Source organism: Rhodococcus sp. GQ147 (genome assembly GCF_059759155.1).
On record NZ_JCAXDU010000002.1, the window covers coordinates 359,665 to 376,989 of the forward strand.

The window sequence follows — 17,325 nt, forward strand, 5'->3', positions numbered from 1 at the left end:
GCAGAACGGATGTAGACGTTCTGTCTCGTCGGGAGTCGGTTTCGGCCCCCGGGTCTGTCACTACACGGCTGAAACGATTCCATCGTGGCTATCGCATCCGCTCGCAACCAGAAATGTGCGAGGGGTAAACCACGAACACACTACCTAACGACCGAGGACAACTTAACCACACATCGCATCCGACCGCCAGGAAGAGTGACCGGGATCACTCCACCCCTGCGAGCCGCACGAAGGCTGCGGCGTCGAGCTTCTCCCCGCGGGTCGACGGCTCGATACCGGCCGCCAGCAGGCGCCTCTCGGCCTCCGCGGGCGAACCTGCCCATCCACTCAACGCTGCGCGCAACGTCTTTCGCCGTTGAGCGAAGGCCGCGTCGACGACGGCGAAGACCCGGGCGCGTGTCCGGGCGTCGGTGGGCCACGGTGGCTCCGCATAGCGGTCGACACGCACGAGGCCCGATTCCACCTGGGGAACGGGCCAGAAGACCGCACGCCCGACGGCGCCGGCCCTGCGGACGTCGCCGAAGAACCGCGCCTTCACGCTGGGTACGCCGTAGATCTTACCGCCCGGTTCTGCTGCGAGCCGATCGGCGACCTCGGCCTGCACCATCACGAGAGCGGTTCGCAGAGTAGGGAATTCAGAGAAAAGGTGCAGCAGCACCGGCACCGCGACGTTGTAGGGCAGGTTCGCGACCAGCGCGGTGGGCGTGACGGGAAGATCCTTCGGCAGCACCTTCATCGCGTCCATGTGCACGACGTCGAAGCGGTCGGCGAGCTGCGGGGCCCGCTCCCGCACGGTAACGGGAATACGCTGCGCGAGAACGGGATCGAGCTCGACAGCGACCACACGGTCGACGACGTCGAGCAGGGCGAGGGTGAGCGAACCCAGGCCCGGCCCGACCTCGAGCACGACATCCTCAGGGCCGACCCCGGCGACGTTGACGATGCGGCGCACCGTGTTCGCGTCGTGCACGAAGTTCTGGCCGAGCTGCTTCGTCGGGCGCACCCCGAACTCCTCCGCGAGTGCGCGGACCTCGGCGGGCCCGAGCAGCGCGGCGAGGCCGCGCGGAGAAGCCGGAGTGGCCCTCGGAGTGGTTTCGGGATCGTCTGCTGACACGTGGTGAACCTAGCGCACTCGGGAGCAGGTCACACCGCGCACACCCGCGCCGGTCAGCGCAGACCGAGCTTGCTGGTGCAGGATGGCCAGGCGCCCCAGCCCTGGGCCGCCTGGACCTTCTCCGCGACGGCGATCTGCTGCTCGCGCGTCGCGAGATCGGCACGCGGCGCGTACTGGGTGCCGCCGAAGCCGGCCCACGTCTGCTGCGTGAACTGCAGGCCACCGTAGAAACCGTTGCCGGTGTTGATCGCCCAGTTGCCGGTCGCCTCGCACTGCGCGAGAGCGTCCCAGGTGGAGCCGCGACCGGAGGCCGGCACGGCGGGCTTCGGCTTGGTGCCGACGCGGACCACGACGGGCCGCGGCTCGACGAGGACCTTCGAAGCGGTCTCGGCGCGTCCGACCTCGACACCGTTGACGGTGTGAACGTCGAAGGTCACCGACCGCTCGCCCGGAGCACCCGGGTCGCTCACGGCGGCCTCACCCTCGAGCATGTTCGGATCGTCCACGCGGTTCTCCGGCGGGGCGATCGGCAGGTTCTCGGTCCGCGACTCGGTCCGGTCGCGGGTGACCACGACCTCCATGCCCTCCGCGAGTTCCGCGTCGAGGGCAGGGGTGACGCTGTCGGCCTGCTCGAGCTTCGCGCCCTGGGCCTCGAGGAACTCGGCGACCGTCGGCGCTGCGACGCGCACCTCGGCGGCGGGCGCGCCGTTGTCGGCGAAGCGCACCGTCTTGGGGTTGACGACCTCGAGATCGGCACCGTCGAGCGGGAGGCGGTGCGAACGGGAGGCGGAGACGTAGGCGTCGTCGGAGAGGCGGAACTGGTCGAGCGCCTCGTCGACGGTCAGCGCGGTGGTCCACACCGAGCGCTCCTCACCGTCGACGGTGAGGCGCAGCTCGCGAGCCTGTCGCAGGACGATGGTGTCGCCGTCGGAGACGGACGAGTCCACGGCCGGGGCCACGACGTCGTTCTCGTCGACGGTGTAGCCGGCTGCGGCCAGGATGTCGCCGACGTTGGAGTTCATCGTGCCGAAGGCACGCTGCTCACCGTCGACGTCGAGGACGACGTCCTTGTGCTGAACCACAGCAGTGGCGCCACCGGCACCGAGGGTGACGAAGACGGCGGCGACCACCGAGTAGAACACCGGCGACTTGAGGCGATTGATCTTGGTGAAAGGTGACACGATTATTTCCAGACGGACGACAACTGTGATCACAGCACGGTAACGAGACGGCATTGTTATCGCAACTTCATCGCTTTTACCTGCACAGATCATGATTTCTGTCAGATCACGGCGCACGTCACAGATATCGGATCGATATTAGCTCGATCATTTTCCAGTGTCCGAAATCGCCATTTTCGATCGACACTCGGAAGAAGAACTTCCTCGCGATTCGGGCGGCAAGGACATGGACTCCGTGAGGTAGCCGAGGATCGCGCGCAGCTGTGCCCTGCCCCATGCGGGGGCGTTCGAGGTGCCGATGCCCACAGGCTCGGACGGAGCGGCCGGCTTCGCGGGCGCAGCGGTTTCCGGGACCGCCTACCGATGGTCGCGGTTGCCGGTGATCGGCTTCGTCAGCGTCCGGCCGACCCGCTGGGAATCGGGAGATCGGCGGATCCGCTCGGTACGGGGAACTGCGGAATCGTCACAGCCGGGGTGGTGCCCGTGCGGGCCATCACGTCCATCAGGACGGCGTGCATGGTCGCGACCTGCACCGGGTCGAAGTTCGCGAGATCGAGCGGGTTCGCGCGGTTGCGCGTCTCGAGCGGATCGTCGTGCAGGTCGTAGAGCTCGAACTGCGGCAGCGCGCGTCCCGACGGATCGAAGTACATCGCGTACTTCCACCTGTCCTGCCGGACAGCACGAATGTGGTTGGGCTGCTTCACCGTCGTCTGCCCGTTGGCCGCGGCGGCATTCTCGTCGTCGAAGGTGAACAGGACGGTGTCCTGCACCTGTGGCGGCGTGCCACCGGACGACGCGCCCTCGATGACGGGCGTGAGGTCGACGCCCTTGAACGTCCACGCCGAACGGTCGGGCACGGCGGCCATCGTCGCGAGGGTGGGCATGACGTCGATCAGCGACGCGAGCGCGTCGGTGGAGACCGGCCTCGGGAACATCACCGGATTGCTCACCACGAGAGGGACATTGAGCGTCTCCTCGTAGGCGTTGAAGGCCTTCTGGCGGAGTCCGCCGTGGGAGAGCCCCATCTCACCGTGGTCGGCCACCCGGAAGACGACGGTGCGTTCGCGCATGCCCGAAACCGATTCCAGCGCATCGAGAACCGTCCCGATGTGCTGGTCGACGACCTTGTGCATGTAGGCGTACAGGTTGACGTACTGCCGTGCCGCTTCGGGACCGACGAGCGGACCGAGCGCACCTGCGAGCAGCAGGAGCAGTTCGGCCTGGGCGGTGGGCTTGAAGTTGCGGAGCAGGTCCTCGTCGATGGTGGGCGGCAGGTCGATTCCCTGCTCGAAGGCTTCGGGTGCGAAGGCCCCGTAGTTGTTGCAGTCACCGTCGACCTGATCCCAAGTCTTCGGGTACGAGAGGATGTCGTGAGGATTGGCGAACGACACGATGAGCGCGAACGGCCTGTCGTCGGAGGCGCTGCGCGACCGCAGGAATTCGGCGGCGTCGGAGGCGATCTTGCCGTCGCGGTCGGCGCAGCCACCCCCGAAGTTCTCGGGTGCTGTGTCCTGCCCCGCCTCCGGGGGCTCCCACCCCGCGAAGCCGTACCGCGCGATGTCGTCGGGCGACGGGTCGCCGCCGTCGGCGCCCTTGCTCATGTGCCATTTGCCGCGGTAGTGGACGTCGTATCCGGCGGAGAGCAGCATCTTCGCCATGTTCTGGCCGTCCACCGGCAGCACGGGTTCGGTGGGCGAGAGCGTGCCACCCTCGGTGAGGGTGCTCACCACCCCGTGCTGGGCGGGATAGAGGCCGGTGAAGAACGTGCTGCGACTGGGCGAGCACATCGCGGCGTTGCAGAACGACCGCGTGAAGGTCAGCCCGGTGTCGGCCAGACGCTGCCGGTTGGGCAGGTTGTTGCGCGCCCAGTCGGCCGGCCAGTGCATCGGCTGGCGCTCCTGGTCGGTCATGATGATGAGGATGTTGGGACGCTGCGGTGTCCGAGGCTGTGCCGCAGATGATCCGGCGCCCACGAGGCCGGCAGCGAGGAGCGCACCCGCGCCCACGAGGAAGGTCCGTCGATTGACATTCCACGTGGTGTCGCGACGCGGAACAGCCTGCTGCACGGTCATATCGGTCCTGTCGGAGAGATCCGTGAACGCGTATGTCGTGCAGGAGAATAACAAGACATATGCGTTAAGCGCGCGTCATCGGACGGAAGAGGCGCTGAGGACGATCGGGGGAAATCGTCCACAGCGCCGCGGAACCGCAGGTCAGGCCGTGCGCAGGAGCGGAACCTTCCGCGCGAGGAATCGGTCGACGCTGAACGCTCCCGCACCGACCGCGGCGAGTAGGAGGGCCCCTGCGCCGAGCGCGGCCACGAGTTCGAAACCACCGTCGCCGACGTAGATTCCGTTCTCCACGTGCACGATGAAGAACGCGCCGAGCATGAGCAGGAACAGCAGGACGCCGAAGACGGGGACGAGCACACCGAGGATGAGCGCGAGACCGCCGAGGATCTCGATCCAGGTGGCGACGAACGCCGAGACGGCCGGGGCGGGCACGCCCATTCCTTCGAAGCCGGCCTTGGTGCCTTCGTATCCCCACGAATTGAACTTCTGCAGTCCGTGCGCGAGGAAGATGACGCCGAGTACGAGTCGGGCCACGAGGATGCCGAGGTCGCGGACGAGAGGGGTCTTCATGTCGAGCCTTTCGGGTAGGAGGCCGGAGAGCCCCACTTAGTTGAAGCGACAACTAAAGTAGCAGCCCTTGGTTGTAGCTTCAACCAGACTTCTGCGCCGGTTCCGGACGGGTACCGGCGAACGCCTCCCCCAGCAACCGTCGCACGCCCACCTCCGTGACCTCCCGGGGATTCGGATACGGCTTCGCCGTCGCCAGTCGTGCCGCCTCGTCCAGATCGGACTCCCGGAACCCCAGTTCCTCGAGACTCGTCGGCCCACCGGCCGCCGTCACGAGATCGTAGACGCCCGCGGACGCCGAATCCGTGCCGAGCGCCTGCGCGACCCGCACCATGACGTGCGGTACCGACGGTTCGTTGTAGGCGAGCGCGTGGGGCAGCACGACGGTATGCGTGGCGGCATGCGGCAGGTCGAACGAGCCGCCCAGCACGTGACAGAGCTTGTGGTGCAGCCCCATTCCCGCCGAGGCGAGACAGGTTCCGGAGAGCCACGCCGCGAGCAGCAGATCCGAACGCCCCTCGGGATCGGCCGAATCCGCACCGAGCGCCGGGATACCCCGGGCGATCGCGGCCACGGCCTCGAGCGCGAGGGCGTCGACGATCGGATTGGCCTGTTCGGAGTAGAGGGCCTCGACCGCGTGGGCCATCGCGTTGATCGCGCTGGTCACCGCCAACGGAATGGGCATCGAGGTGGTGAACTCGACGTCGTAGATCACGGTCTCGGGAAGGATGTCGGGCGACGAACGCGTGGTTTTCACCCCGTCGGCGGTCTCACCGAGAACGGGCGTCACCTCCGACCCGGCGTAGGTCGTCGGCAGGATCACCTGATCGATCCCCGTGCGGAGTGCCAGTGCCTTGGCCAGTCCTGTGGTCGAGCCGCCACCCACCGCGACGACCGCATCGACGTCGTGCTCGGTGACCCGGCCGAGGACCCGTTCGGTCACCTCGACCGGCGTGTGCATCACCGCGCCGTCGAAACGCGCGACCTGCAGATCGCCGAGATACTTCTCGACCAGTTCCGCCTGGTGCCGCACGTGCTCGCCGGCGAGCAGCAAAACGCGGGAACGATCGAGTCGACGTACTTCGTCCGCGACCCGCGAGGCGGTACCGGGGCCGAAGATCACACGTACCGGATGAGAGTTGTAGACGAAGGAGCGCATGCCCGTATTCTCACGACGGGAGTGGGGACGCGCGTGCCCTTTACGAAAGTCCGTACACCCGCTCGGCGTTCGCGGTGGTGGCCGCCGCCAGTTCCTCGGCGTCCTCGCCCCGCACCTCGGCGAGCGCGCGCACGGTGTACGGCAGGCAGTACGACTCGTTCGGCGCGCCCCGGAAGGGATGCGGGGTCAGGAACGGCGCGTCGGTCTCCACCAGCACCAGCTCGCGGGGCACGAGCGGCGCCGCTTCACGCAGGGCCTTCGCGTTCTTGAAACTCACGGTGCCCGAGAAGCTCAGCAGGTATCCGGCGTCGACGCAGCGGCGGGCCATGTCGGCATCCGACGAGAAGCAGTGGAAGATCACCTTCTCGGGTGCGCCCTCGTCGTGCAGGACACGCAGCAGGTCGGCGTCGGCCTCGCGGTTGTGGATCATCAGCGGCTTGCCGAGTCGCTTCGCGAGGTCGATGTGCCAGCGGAAGCCCTCCTCCTGCTCGGCCGGTTCGGCGCACCCGTCGAGCTTGCCGGGCCAGTAGAGGTCGAGGCCGGTCTCCCCCACCGCGACGCAGCGCGGGTCGGCGGCGAGTTTCTCGATCTCGGCGCGGGTAGCGTCGTCGAGACTGTTCGCGCGGGTGGGATGGATGGCGACGGCCGCGTGGACGCGGTCGTCCCAGTGCGCAGCCCGCACGGCGAAACGCGCCGCCTCGAGATCGTCGGCGACGGTGACGATGCGTCCGACCCCCACCGCGGCGGCACGATCGACGATCGCGGAGGTCGTCGCGGCGTCCTCGGCACCGCACGCGTCGAGGTGCGTGTGGGCGTCGACGAGGGGACTCAACGGCTGCGGGGCTTCGGGGGCGGGACGGGCTGCGCTCACGCCCTATAAACTACTGGCCACCATGACTGCGCCTGATTCCTCCCGCCCGGCTGCCGGCGATCCCACCCGCCCGCCGTTCTACGTCACGACCGCGATCGCGTACCCGAACGGCGCCCCGCACATCGGGCACGCCTACGAGTACATCTCGACCGACGCGATCGCGCGGTTCAAGCGTCTCGACGGCTTCGACGTGCGCTTCCTGACCGGCACCGACGAGCACGGCCTGAAGATGCAGCAGACCGCCGCGAAGGAAGGCATCCCGGTCACCGAACTCGCGTCCCGCAACTCGGACGTGTTCGAGGCCATGGACAAGCGGCTGAACATCTCGTACGACCGGTTCATCCGCACCACGGACGCCGATCACCTCGAGGCGAGCAAGGCGATCTGGCAGCGCATGGTCGACTCGGGCGACATCTACCTCGACACCTACGCGGGGTGGTACTCGGTCCGCGACGAGGCGTTCTACACCGACGGCGAGACCACCCTGCTCGAAGACGGCTCGCGGATCTCCACCGACACCGGCACCCCCGTGGAGTGGACCGAGGAGTCCACCTACTTCTTCCGGCTGTCGGCTTATCAGGACAAGCTGCTCGAGCTCTACGAGAAGCAGCCCGACTTCATCGCCCCGGCCACCCGCCGCAACGAGATCGTCAGCTTCGTCTCCGGCGGCCTGAAGGACCTGTCGATCTCCCGCACCACCTTCGACTGGGGTGTGCCGGTCCCCGATCACCCCGATCACGTCATGTACGTGTGGGTCGACGCGCTGACCAACTACCTCACCGGCGCCGGCTTCCCCGACACCGAATCGGAGTCCTACCGCCGCTACTGGCCCGCCGACCTGCACATCATCGGCAAGGACATCACGCGGTTCCACACCGTCTACTGGCCGGCCTTCCTCATGTCGGCGGGGCTCGAACTGCCGAAGCGGGTCTTCGTCCACGGCTTCCTGTTCAACAAGGGCGAGAAGATGTCGAAGTCGGTCGGCAACGTCGTCGACCCGCTCGAGATGGTCGACCGGTACGGCCTCGACCAGCTGCGCTTCTTCCTGCTCCGCGAGATCTCCTACGGCCAGGACGGCAGCTACAGCCACGAGGCGATCGTCACCCGCATCAACGCCGATCTCGCCAACGACCTCGGCAACCTCGCGCAGCGCTCCCTGACGATGGTCGCGAAGAATCTCGAGGGCACCGTGCCCACGCCGGGCGAGTTCACCGCCGACGACGAGGCGATGCTCGCCCAGGCCGACGCGCTGCTCGCGAAGGTGCGCGCCGAGTTCGACGCGCAGGCCCTGCACCTCGGTCTCGAAGCGATCTGGCACGTCCTCGGCGAGACCAACCGTTACTTCTCGGCGCAGCAGCCGTGGGTGCTGCGCAAGACCGATCCCGAGCGGATGGCGACGGTCCTGTACGTCACGCTCGAGGTCGTTCGGATCGTGGGTCTGCTCGTCCAGCCGGTGATGCCCGATGCCGCCGCGAACATCCTCGATCTCCTCGGTCAGACACCCGAGGCACGGCAGTTCGACGCCGTCGCGACCCGCCTGGCTCCGGGCACGACCCTGCCCGCCCCGGCACCGGTGTTCCCGCGCTACGTCGACGAGGACTGAGCGTCCGATCCGGCGACGGAGAGCTTCACCTGCGTGTTCTCCGTCGCCGCGCAAACCTGTCGGTGCCGTGCGCAACACTGCGGCGCATGCGCAGCGATAGAACACATGTTCGATCCGATGGCCTGAACGAGCACTCCCTGCTCGCCGAGCTGGGCGGTGCCTACGAGCGGGGATGGCAGCCCGCCGACGTGCTCCACGTGACGGCCCGCTCGGGTGGTCCCTCCGATGTCGCACTGACGGCGGCCACGATGCTGTTCGACGCGCAGATCCGGCGCGCGGCCGAACGCGCCCCCGTCGAGTGGGTACGGCAGCTCGACGAGATCACCCGCCGGCACCCGCGTCCGGCCCACGCCGCCGGAGCCCCGACCCTGGCCGACGGTCTGTTCCGCGCGTTCCCCGACGTCACCCGCTTCGAGATCGAAGGGCTCGCCTTCACCTGGAAGTACCTGCCGTCCTTCGCGATCCTCACACCCCCGCCGTCGCGATGGCCGTCCGTCCGGTCCGGCGACCCGTCTGCGCCCGCCCCGCCCGACACCCGGATCCTCGAACGCATCCGGGCACTGCTGTCGAAGGCCGAGTCCACCGACTTCCCCGACGAGGCCGAAGCGCTCACCGCGAAGGCGCAGGAACTCGTCTCGCGTCACGCCGTGGGTGCGGCGCTGCTGGCCGGACCCGACTCCGGCACAGACCCGGTCGTCGGCCGGCGCATCCACCTCGACAGCCCGTACATCCGCGAGAAGGTCCTGCTCCTCACCGCCATCGGCGACGCGAACCGCGTGCGCACGGTGTGGTTCACCCGGGTGCAGATCGCGACGATCGTCGGTACCGCCACCGACCTGCAGCAGGCCGAGATGCTGTACACCTCGCTGCTCGTGCAGGCCGGACGGGCCGTGCAGGCGGCCGGAACGGCGGGGCGGCGCGGATCGTCCGCGACCTCCTTCCGCCGCGCCTTCCTCACCGGCTACGCGCACCGGATCGGCGAACGTCTCCGCGAGGCGGACGTCCGGGCCACCGCCCACGCCGCCGCCGACGCGCAGATGCCCATCACGAAACTCGCACCCATCCTCGCCAGACGCTCCGACGCCGTCGACACCGAGTTCCGGCGGTTGTTCCCCGTCACCCGCGACTCGCGTAGCCGCGGGGTCGACGCCGACGGCTTCCACGCCGGTCGGGATGCGGCCGAGACCGCCTCGCTGACAACGGAATTCCGCACGGTCGGTCGCTGACCGGATCGATCACCGACGAGGTCGACAGCAGGAGACGGGCGTCACAGGAATTGGCGGTGGCGCCGTGTCACATCCCTGCCACGAGCGGTGTCCTATCGGTGACACCACTTCCGACAAGCGAAGGGAACAGAGCGATGACGACGCAATTCCATGTGGTGGTCGTAGGGGCGGGCTACGCCGGAGTGATGGCTGCGAACCGCTTGCTCGCCGAACACCCCGAGGTGGCGGTCACCGTCGTGAACCCGCGACCGGTCTTCGTCGAACGCGTCCGGCTCCACCAGGTGGCGGCCGGATCCGGAACCGCCACACACGAACTGTCCGATCTCCTGCACCCGCGGGTGACGCTGCACGTCGGCACGGCCGTACGGATCGAGCCCTACGCGGTGTCCCTCGCCGACGGCACGGTCCTGCCATGCGACGCGGTGGTCTACGCCGTCGGCAGCACCACGGGCTCCGGCGCGATCCCCGGTGCGGAGAAGGCGTTCTCCGTCGCCGACCTCGACTCCGCCACTGCCCTGCGCGACGCGCTCCTCGAGGCGGACGATCACGCCTCCGTCGTCGTGATCGGTGGCGGGCTCACCGGTCTCGAGACCGTCACCGAACTCGCACAGTCGCATCCGCGGCACACCCTCGTCCTCGTCGGCGATCCGGGAGCGGCCCTTCCTGTGAACACGCAGCGTTACATCCGCCACCGGCTCGACGAACTGGGCGTTCAGGTCCGGTCGGGAACGCGGGTCGCCCACATCGACGACGGCTCGGTCGTCCTCGACGACGGCTCCGAAATCCCCGCGACCCTCGTGGTCCGCACGGCCGGTTTCTCCGTGCCCGACCTGGCCCGTCGCAGCGGCCTGCCGGTCGACGACGACGGTCGTCTCCGGGTGCGCGACACCCTGCAGGCGGTCGACGGCTCGCCGATCGTCGGCGTGGGCGACGCAGTGGTGGTGGACGGCAATGACCACCTGCGCATGAGCTGCCAGGCGGCGATGCCGCTCGGCATCCACGGCGCCGACACGGTGTGGCAGTTGTTGCAGGGACGCGAGCCGGCACCGCTCTCGCTCGGTTTCGTCACGACCTGCATCTCTCTCGGCCGCGATCGCGGCGTCGTGCAGTTGTCGGCACGCGACGACACCCCGTCGAGGTGGGCCCTGCGCGGTCGGCTCGCAGCACCGGTGAAGGAAGCCGTCGTTCGTGGGACCATCCACACCATGCAACTCCAGGCGCGCGGACGTGCCCTGCCGTCCCGACGCGGACCGGACACCGCCGCACGCGAGAAGGCTCACGTATGACCGGCGACGACGTCTTCACCGAGCATCGGGGACTGCTGTTCTCGATCGCCTACGAGATCACCGGCAGTGTCGCCGACAGCGAGGACGTCCTGCAGGAGAGTTACATCCGCTGGGCCCGCACCGACACCGGCAGCGTCGACAATCCGCGGGCCTACGCGGCGCAGATCGTGACGCGTCAGGCGCTGAACTCGCTGCGCTCGGCGCAACGCCGCCGGGAGGACTACGTCGGGCCGTGGTTGCCCGAGCCGATGCTCACCGCCCCCGACGCAGCCGCCGAGGTCGAACTCGCCGAGTCGGTGTCGACCGCGATGCTGTTGGTGCTCGAGACATTGACGCCCGTCGAACGCGCGGTTTTCGTGATGCGCGAGGTGTTCGGTTTCGAGTACGGGCGCATCGCCGAGACGGTCGACCGTACCGAGAGTGCCGTCCGGCAGATCGCGCACCGCGCCCGCGAGCACGTCCATGCCCGGCAGCGACGCTTCACTCCCGCGGGCGACGAGACCGACCGGGTGGTCGCGGCGTTCCTCACCGCGGCCACCACCGGCGACCTCGACGGACTGCTGTCGCTGCTGGCTCCCGACGTGCGGTACCTCGCCGACGGTGGCGGCAAGGTCACTGCGGCCCGAGTTCCGGTCTTCGGCTCCGCGAAGGTCGCCGGCCTGTTCCTCGGACTGGTCCGGCATCCGCTGCCCGACATGACCATCGAGCCGGCCGTGGTGAACTCGATGCCCGGTTTCCTCGTCTACTCGGCAGGTGTCCTCGACATGGTGCTGCACCTCGAGATCGACGACCACCTGATCACCGGCGTCTACGTGGTCCGCAATCCCGACAAGCTCACGCATCTCCGGGCTCGTCCCGATGCTTCCGACCAGACATGACAAGCTGACGCCATGCGGATGGAACGACTCGGCCGCGGCGGCACCGTCGATCGCGTGCTCGGTGCACTCGCAGAACGCGCCAGGATCCTCGCGATCCCCGCCCCGGCGGCACTGTCGGGTGAATGGTTCGGGGCGGCGGCCGTGCTCGTCCCGTCCGTGTCCGTCGAATCCGTCCCACCGGCAGAGGTCTTCTCCCTCCCCGCGGACGCTCCCGGGCCCGGCGGTGCCGATCGGCGCTTCCAGCGGAGTGACGACCGGCCGCTCATCGGAGGCGGGCGCATCGGTTATCTCGCCTACCCGGATCGCATCCCGGACCGACCCGCGCTGCCCCTCGCCGCGAGCGGGTGGACCGACACTGTCCTGCGTCTCGACGCCGACGGGTGCTGGTGGTACGAGACCCTCGGTACCGCACCCTGCCCCGACGATCTCGCCGCGGCAGTCCTCGATTCACCGTCGACCGCCGCCCCGCCGACGAACGCCACAGAGTCGACGAACGCCACGGACTGGCACATCGACTGGACACCACCGCCTCGCGACGAGCACCGCCGCGGCGTCGAACACTGTCTCGACGCGATCCGCGCCGGCGAGGTGTACCAGGCGTGCGTGTGCACGCGGTTCACGGGCAGATGGGACGGCGATCCGCTGGCGTTCTTCGCCGACGGGATCTCCCGGACTGACCCTCCGCGCGCCGCCTACCTGCAGGGATCGTGGGGTGCGGTCGCGTCGCTCTCGCCCGAACTGTTCGTCTCCCTCCACGGCGACACGCTGCGGTCGAGTCCGATCAAGGGCACCCTCCCCCTCTCCGCCGACCCCGCCGGGCTACGGGCATCGGTCAAGGACGTCGCCGAGAACGTGATGATCGTCGATCTCGTCCGCAACGATCTCGGCCGCGTCGCCGAGACCGGTTCGGTGCGGGTCGAGGATCTTCTGACGGTGCGTCCCGCACCCGGCGTGTGGCATCTGGTGTCCACCGTCGCGGCGGAGCGGCGACCGGGTGTGACGGTCGCCGATGTGCTCGACGCGGCGTTCCCGCCCGCATCGGTGACGGGCTGCCCGAAACTCCGCGCCCGGACGCTGCTCACCAGGTGGGAGGGTTCCGCGCGAGGTGTCTACTGCGGCACCGTCGGCATGTCGAGTCCGATCGCCGGCACCGAACTGAACGTCGCGATCCGCACCGTCGAGTTCGGGCACGACGACAGCGGCAACGGCGTGTGCGCGCTCGGTGTGGGAGGCGGCATCACCATCGACTCCGATCCCGACGCGGAATGGCAGGAATGCCTCGACAAGGCCGCCAGCATCCTCGCGCTCGGCGACGCGCGGGCAGCCGTTCAGCACACCTCGTCGGGAGGCGACGGCAACTCGTAACGGTCGAGGACCTCCTCGAGTCGCACCGAGGTGGAACGGCAGATGCGGGCTACGACGGCATCGGCGTCGAGCCCCCATGTGCGGAGCAGACCGTCGCCACCGGCGGCGACGATGGTGCTGTCGGGCGCGAAGGTCACCTGCCATCGTCCCGTTCCCATGTCGGTGACCGGGCCACCGATCTCGTGCATGCCGCCCGGGTCGGCGACGTCCCACAGACGGACAGTGCCGTCGTCGCTGCCGCTGACCGCGCGGGTGCCGTCGAGGGTGATGGAGACGGAGTAGACCGTGCCGGTGTGGCCGCTCAACCGGGTCTCGCGGGCGACGAAGTCACCGGACTCGGTGCGGTCCCAGACCACCACGTCGTGGTCGTCCCCGCCGGTCACCAGCACGTCGCTCGACCCGTCGAAGGCCACGGTGTTCACGCCGGTTGCGTGCCCGTCCGAGACGTTCACCCGTGTCGGGGAGCGCGGATCGGTCACGTTCCAGGCGTAGATCTCGCTGTCGGCGCTCGTGACCACGAGACTTCGGCCGTCGGGGCTGATGGCAGCACTGCGCACGAGATTCTTCGGTCCCGTCAGCGGCTGGCCCCACGGCACCGGTTCGGCGGGATCCGCGATGTCCCACAACTGCACCGTGGAGTCGTCGGCGCCGGTCACGAGGGTCGTGCCGTCGGGTCCGAACGCCAGGGCGGAGGTGAACCTCGTGTCGAGCGGCACCGGATCGCCGAACGGCTTCGGTGTTGCCGGATCGCGCACGTCCCACAATTGCACGCTGCCGCCGGAGGTCGGTGCCGTGGCCAGGATCGTGCCCGAGGGCGAGAGCGCGCACACGTACGCACCGCCGAGCGGGCGCGGCAACGCGATCCCACCGGCGCGGTTCCAGTCGCCGCCCTGACCGACCCGCCAGAGCGTGACATCCGGTCCGTAGCTGCCGGTCGCGACGAGGGCTCCGGCACGATCGATCGCCGGCCTGGTCAGCGCTCCGTCGGCGACCGCCATCCGGGTCTGCGGCATCGTCCACACCCGGACGTTGGAATCCTGTCCGCCGGTGACGACGGTGGTCCCGGTCGGGCTCACCGCGAGCGTCGGGACACCGCCTCCGTGCCCGGTCAGCGGCGGGCCGATCTCGTCGAGGGTTCGTGTCGACGGGTCGACGTCCCACAGTTTCGCGGTGCCGTCCCAGGACGCGCTCGCCAGTGTGCGTCCGTCGGGGAGGAACGCGATGTTCCAGACACCGCCGGTGTGGGCGTTCGTCGGCACCCCCAGCGGGCGGGCCGCGCGCGGATCGGTGGTGTCGAACAGGTGCAGCACACCGTCGTCGCTGCTCGCCGCGAGGATCGTGCCGTCGCCGTTGAAGCTCACCGAATGGGCCACGTCGCCGAAACCGGTGAGCGGCTCACCGAGCGGCACCGGCCGCGAGGGCGTGCTCACGTCCCATAGCCGGACGGTGCGGTCGTCGCTCGACGTGGCGAGGACCTGCCCACCGGGACGGAAGGCCACCGTCCGCACACCACCGTCGTGCTCGTCGACCAAGGTGACGGGGAACCGGCCCGATCCGGGATCCGAGGTGTCGACGAGTGCGACGTGCCCGTCGTCGTAGGGCACGGCGAGCACCCGCCCGTTGGGTGAGTACCGCACGTTGTGCACGGCGCCGTCGGCGTAGACCTGCCGGTCGAGCACCACGTGCGGCGCGGCACGATCGGACGCGTCGTAGATCCACACACCACCGTCACCTGCCCCGATCGCGAGGAAACGGCCGTCGGGGCTGAACGAGACGGACGCCATGTACTTCGACGACAACCGCAACGGCTCGCCCACGGCGGACGGTTCGTCGCCGTCGAGTGCCCACAGGCGGACGGTGCCGTCATCGCTCGCCGACGCGAGGGTGGCCCCGTCGGGGGAGACGACGACGCCGTAGACCGGCCCGGTGTGTCCGCTCAGTGTGTAGGCGAGGGGCACGGCCTGGCTGGCGATGAGCCTCGAGTACGCGACCGGGCTGTCGGGCTGGAGTTCGGCCGCGACGAGCGCCAGGTTCGCCGAGATCGTGGAGTCCTTGTCCCGCAGGGAGTCGGACAGCGCGACGATCTGCTGGAACTGCGCGGTGCTCCGTGCCGTCTCGGCCCGGCTCTTCGCGTCCCAGGCCAGTCCGGTCATGACGAACGCGATGATCGTGGACAGCGCCATCGCGGTGATGCCGACCCGCCGGGTCCGGGTCTCGCGGGCGATCTGCCGGCGGGAGGCGTCGAGGAAGGCCACCGCGGTGGGGCTGAGCGCGACCGGCCCGCGCCGGCCCTCGGGAGTGCCCGCCATGGCGAGGTGCGGATTCTGCTCGGACACGACGTCCATGCGTCCGCGCTGGTAGAGCAGCTCGCGGTTGCGTCCGGAGCCGAGCCAGGTCGACGCGTCGGCCTCGATCTGCTGTCGCAGGGCGGCACCGGCGCGGTCCTGCTGGATCCAGGACTTGAGTCGGGGCCACGCGTCGATCACCGCATCGTGGATGAGTTCGACATAGTCGGCGTCGACGACGAGCACACGTGCCGACACGAAATGGTCGAGGACGCGCTTCGACGCGTCGCGATCCTCCCCGCCGACCGCGAGCAGTTCGTTCAGCGACCGCGCGATCTTGACGTCCGTGCCGGTCGTGGTGACGTACACCAGGTGGACGAGCATCGAGCGGGCACGGGCACGGTCGGAATCGTCGGCGAGACTCTCCCACGCTCGTTCGGCGCCGGCGGCGACGGATCCGCGGACCCCGCCGGTCGCGCGGTAGGCGGCGACGGTGAGCGTGCCCCCGCTGCGCTTGTCCCACAGGGAGTCGAGCAGGTGGGACAGCAGGGGAAGCTCGGTGCCGCTGATCTCACCGTCGGCCAGTCCGGTGAGGTCGTGGAGGATGAGGTCGACGAGACCTGGTTCGAGGCGGACACCCACGAGTTTGGCGGGCGCGGTGATGACCTCGACGAGATCGTCGCGGTCGAGGGGCTGGACGGTCTTGGTCCGCCGTTCGAGGGCCCGGGCGAGCACGGGAGTGCCCACTGCCTGGTCGTAGAAGTCCGACCTCATCGTCGCGACGACGAGTGCGGGCGCGTCGCCGTCCGAACCGGTCGACGCCGTCTCGATCAGGGTGAGGAACTCGGTGCGCAGAGCGACGTCGCTGCACTGGGTGAACAGTTCCTCGATCTGGTCGACCACGATCAGCAGCAAGGACGACGACGTACGGGAGGTCGCGGCACGCAGGGCCGCGTGGACGGCGGTGTGGTCGGCGGGGTCGCCGACGTCGGTCAGTTCGGGGAGCGCGTCGACGAGTCGTGCCACCGGGTCGGTGCCGGGGGTGAGGACCACCGGGTGGCAGTCCGGCGCGGAACACAGCTGGGGAATGAGACCGGCCTGTACGAGCGAGGACTTGCCGACGCCGGAGGCACCGGTCACCACGACCGGGCCCTGCCCGTGGGAGGCCGTCACCACGTCGGCGAGGGTCCGCACACTCTGGGCGCGCCCGAAGAACAACCGGGCGTCGTTCTGACGGTAGGAGGCGAGTCCCTTGTAAGGGCGGATCCCGGGCGGCACCGATACCGATGCCGATTCCTTGGTGCGCGGAGCGTTCGCCTGGCCGCGCGCGGCCTTCCACCAGTTCTCCCACTGCTTCAGAGAGTACAGACCGGGGGCCGGCGGTTCGGCGTTGAGCTCCCGCGCCGCGCGGATGAGGACCACGAGCACCGGATGCACCGACTCGAAGTTGGCCGGCATCCGGTTGCCGCTGCGCCAGTCGCTGACCCGCTGTACGGAGACGGTCCGGTCGCTGCCCACCGCCCGGGCGACGGTCGCGGCATCCGAGACGACCTTCTTGAGGGCGGGACGACCGGCTGCGGCGAACAGCATGCGCAACTGGTCGGCGAAGAACTGACGCTGCGCCGAACCAGGCTTTCCGCCGGTCTCTGACATCCGTTCCGCGCCCTTCGTGCTCCCGTTCCCCGCCTGCAAACATCCGCTGCGGAAAAATTCCTCAC

Annotated in this window: 12 protein-coding genes; 5 read left to right on the top strand and 7 right to left on the bottom strand. The window is 69.0% G+C overall.

Annotation, left to right across the window (positions count from 1 at the left end):
* Positions 1-205: 205 nt before the first annotated feature.
* From rsmA to AC6CID_RS04080, 6 genes are all read right to left on the bottom strand, one after another.
* A complete protein-coding gene (gene rsmA, locus AC6CID_RS04055) occupies positions 206-1,114 on the bottom strand; it encodes a 16S rRNA (adenine(1518)-N(6)/adenine(1519)-N(6))-dimethyltransferase RsmA (protein ID WP_006553819.1) in 909 nt (302 codons plus the stop codon).
* Positions 1,115-1,167: 53 nt separating this feature from the next.
* Positions 1,168-2,295 (bottom strand): resuscitation-promoting factor, encoded by a 1,128-nt coding sequence (locus tag AC6CID_RS04060; RefSeq protein ID WP_006553818.1) that lies wholly within the window; start codon positions 2,293-2,295, stop codon positions 1,168-1,170.
* A 392-nt stretch (positions 2,296-2,687) separates the two neighbouring features.
* A complete protein-coding gene (locus tag AC6CID_RS04065; RefSeq protein WP_024103212.1) occupies positions 2,688-4,367 on the bottom strand; it encodes a sulfatase family protein in 1,680 nt (559 codons plus the stop codon).
* Between the two features lie 141 nt (positions 4,368-4,508).
* Positions 4,509-4,937, bottom strand: coding sequence for a DoxX family protein (locus AC6CID_RS04070; RefSeq protein ID WP_019288774.1), 429 nt, complete (start codon positions 4,935-4,937; stop codon positions 4,509-4,511).
* 79 nt (positions 4,938-5,016) lie between these two features.
* Entirely contained in the window at positions 5,017-6,093 is a 1,077-nt protein-coding gene (locus AC6CID_RS04075) for a maleylacetate reductase (protein ID WP_220666131.1), read from the bottom strand.
* Positions 6,094-6,133: 40 nt separating this feature from the next.
* Complete coding sequence (locus AC6CID_RS04080; RefSeq protein WP_060652139.1) at positions 6,134-6,964, bottom strand: TatD family hydrolase; 831 nt, start codon at positions 6,962-6,964, stop codon at positions 6,134-6,136.
* A gap of 22 nt (positions 6,965-6,986) precedes the next feature.
* Here AC6CID_RS04080 and metG point away from each other — a divergent pair, with 22 nt between their 5' ends.
* The 5 genes from metG to AC6CID_RS04105 all read left to right on the top strand — a co-directional run bounded on the left by metG (position 6,987) and on the right by AC6CID_RS04105 (position 13,322).
* Complete coding sequence (gene metG / locus AC6CID_RS04085) at positions 6,987-8,567, top strand: methionine--tRNA ligase (protein WP_006553813.1); 1,581 nt, start codon at positions 6,987-6,989, stop codon at positions 8,565-8,567.
* Positions 8,568-8,653: 86 nt separating this feature from the next.
* Entirely contained in the window at positions 8,654-9,793 is a 1,140-nt protein-coding gene (locus AC6CID_RS04090) for a DUF2786 domain-containing protein (protein ID WP_051121661.1), read from the top strand.
* A gap of 134 nt (positions 9,794-9,927) precedes the next feature.
* The gene (locus tag AC6CID_RS04095; protein ID WP_081263403.1) at positions 9,928-11,079 is read left to right on the top strand and encodes an NAD(P)/FAD-dependent oxidoreductase; all 1,152 of its coding nucleotides are present in this window, start codon (positions 9,928-9,930) and stop codon (positions 11,077-11,079) included.
* The gene (locus tag AC6CID_RS04100) at positions 11,076-11,957 is read left to right on the top strand and encodes an RNA polymerase sigma-70 factor (RefSeq protein WP_024103206.1); all 882 of its coding nucleotides are present in this window, start codon (positions 11,076-11,078) and stop codon (positions 11,955-11,957) included. The genes AC6CID_RS04095 and AC6CID_RS04100 overlap by 4 nt, the downstream gene beginning before the upstream one ends.
* Positions 11,958-11,969: 12 nt before the next feature.
* Complete coding sequence (locus tag AC6CID_RS04105; RefSeq protein WP_071934493.1) at positions 11,970-13,322, top strand: aminodeoxychorismate synthase component I; 1,353 nt, start codon at positions 11,970-11,972, stop codon at positions 13,320-13,322.
* On the opposite strand, the gene AC6CID_RS04110 is transcribed toward AC6CID_RS04105, so the two are convergent.
* On the bottom strand, positions 13,286-17,260 hold the full coding sequence (locus tag AC6CID_RS04110) for an nSTAND1 domain-containing NTPase (protein WP_064061784.1): 3,975 nt from the start codon (positions 17,258-17,260) through the stop codon (positions 13,286-13,288). The genes AC6CID_RS04105 and AC6CID_RS04110 overlap by 37 nt on opposite strands.
* Between the last annotated feature and the right edge of the window lie 65 nt (positions 17,261-17,325).

Coding starts and splice junctions, on each gene's coding strand:
- AC6CID_RS04110 (WP_064061784.1), bottom strand. CDS start 17,260: ATGTCAGAGACCGGCGGAAAGCCTGGTTCGGCGCAGCGTCAGTTCTTC.
- AC6CID_RS04090 (WP_051121661.1), top strand. CDS start 8,654: ATGCGCAGCGATAGAACACATGTTCGATCCGATGGCCTGAACGAGCAC.
- AC6CID_RS04065 (WP_024103212.1), bottom strand. CDS start 4,367: ATGACCGTGCAGCAGGCTGTTCCGCGTCGCGACACCACGTGGAATGTC.
- AC6CID_RS04100 (WP_024103206.1), top strand. CDS start 11,076: ATGACCGGCGACGACGTCTTCACCGAGCATCGGGGACTGCTGTTCTCG.
- AC6CID_RS04105 (WP_071934493.1), top strand. CDS start 11,970: ATGCGGATGGAACGACTCGGCCGCGGCGGCACCGTCGATCGCGTGCTC.
- metG (WP_006553813.1), top strand. CDS start 6,987: ATGACTGCGCCTGATTCCTCCCGCCCGGCTGCCGGCGATCCCACCCGC.
- AC6CID_RS04095 (WP_081263403.1), top strand. CDS start 9,928: ATGACGACGCAATTCCATGTGGTGGTCGTAGGGGCGGGCTACGCCGGA.
- AC6CID_RS04075 (WP_220666131.1), bottom strand. CDS start 6,093: ATGCGCTCCTTCGTCTACAACTCTCATCCGGTACGTGTGATCTTCGGC.
- AC6CID_RS04070 (WP_019288774.1), bottom strand. CDS start 4,937: ATGAAGACCCCTCTCGTCCGCGACCTCGGCATCCTCGTGGCCCGACTC.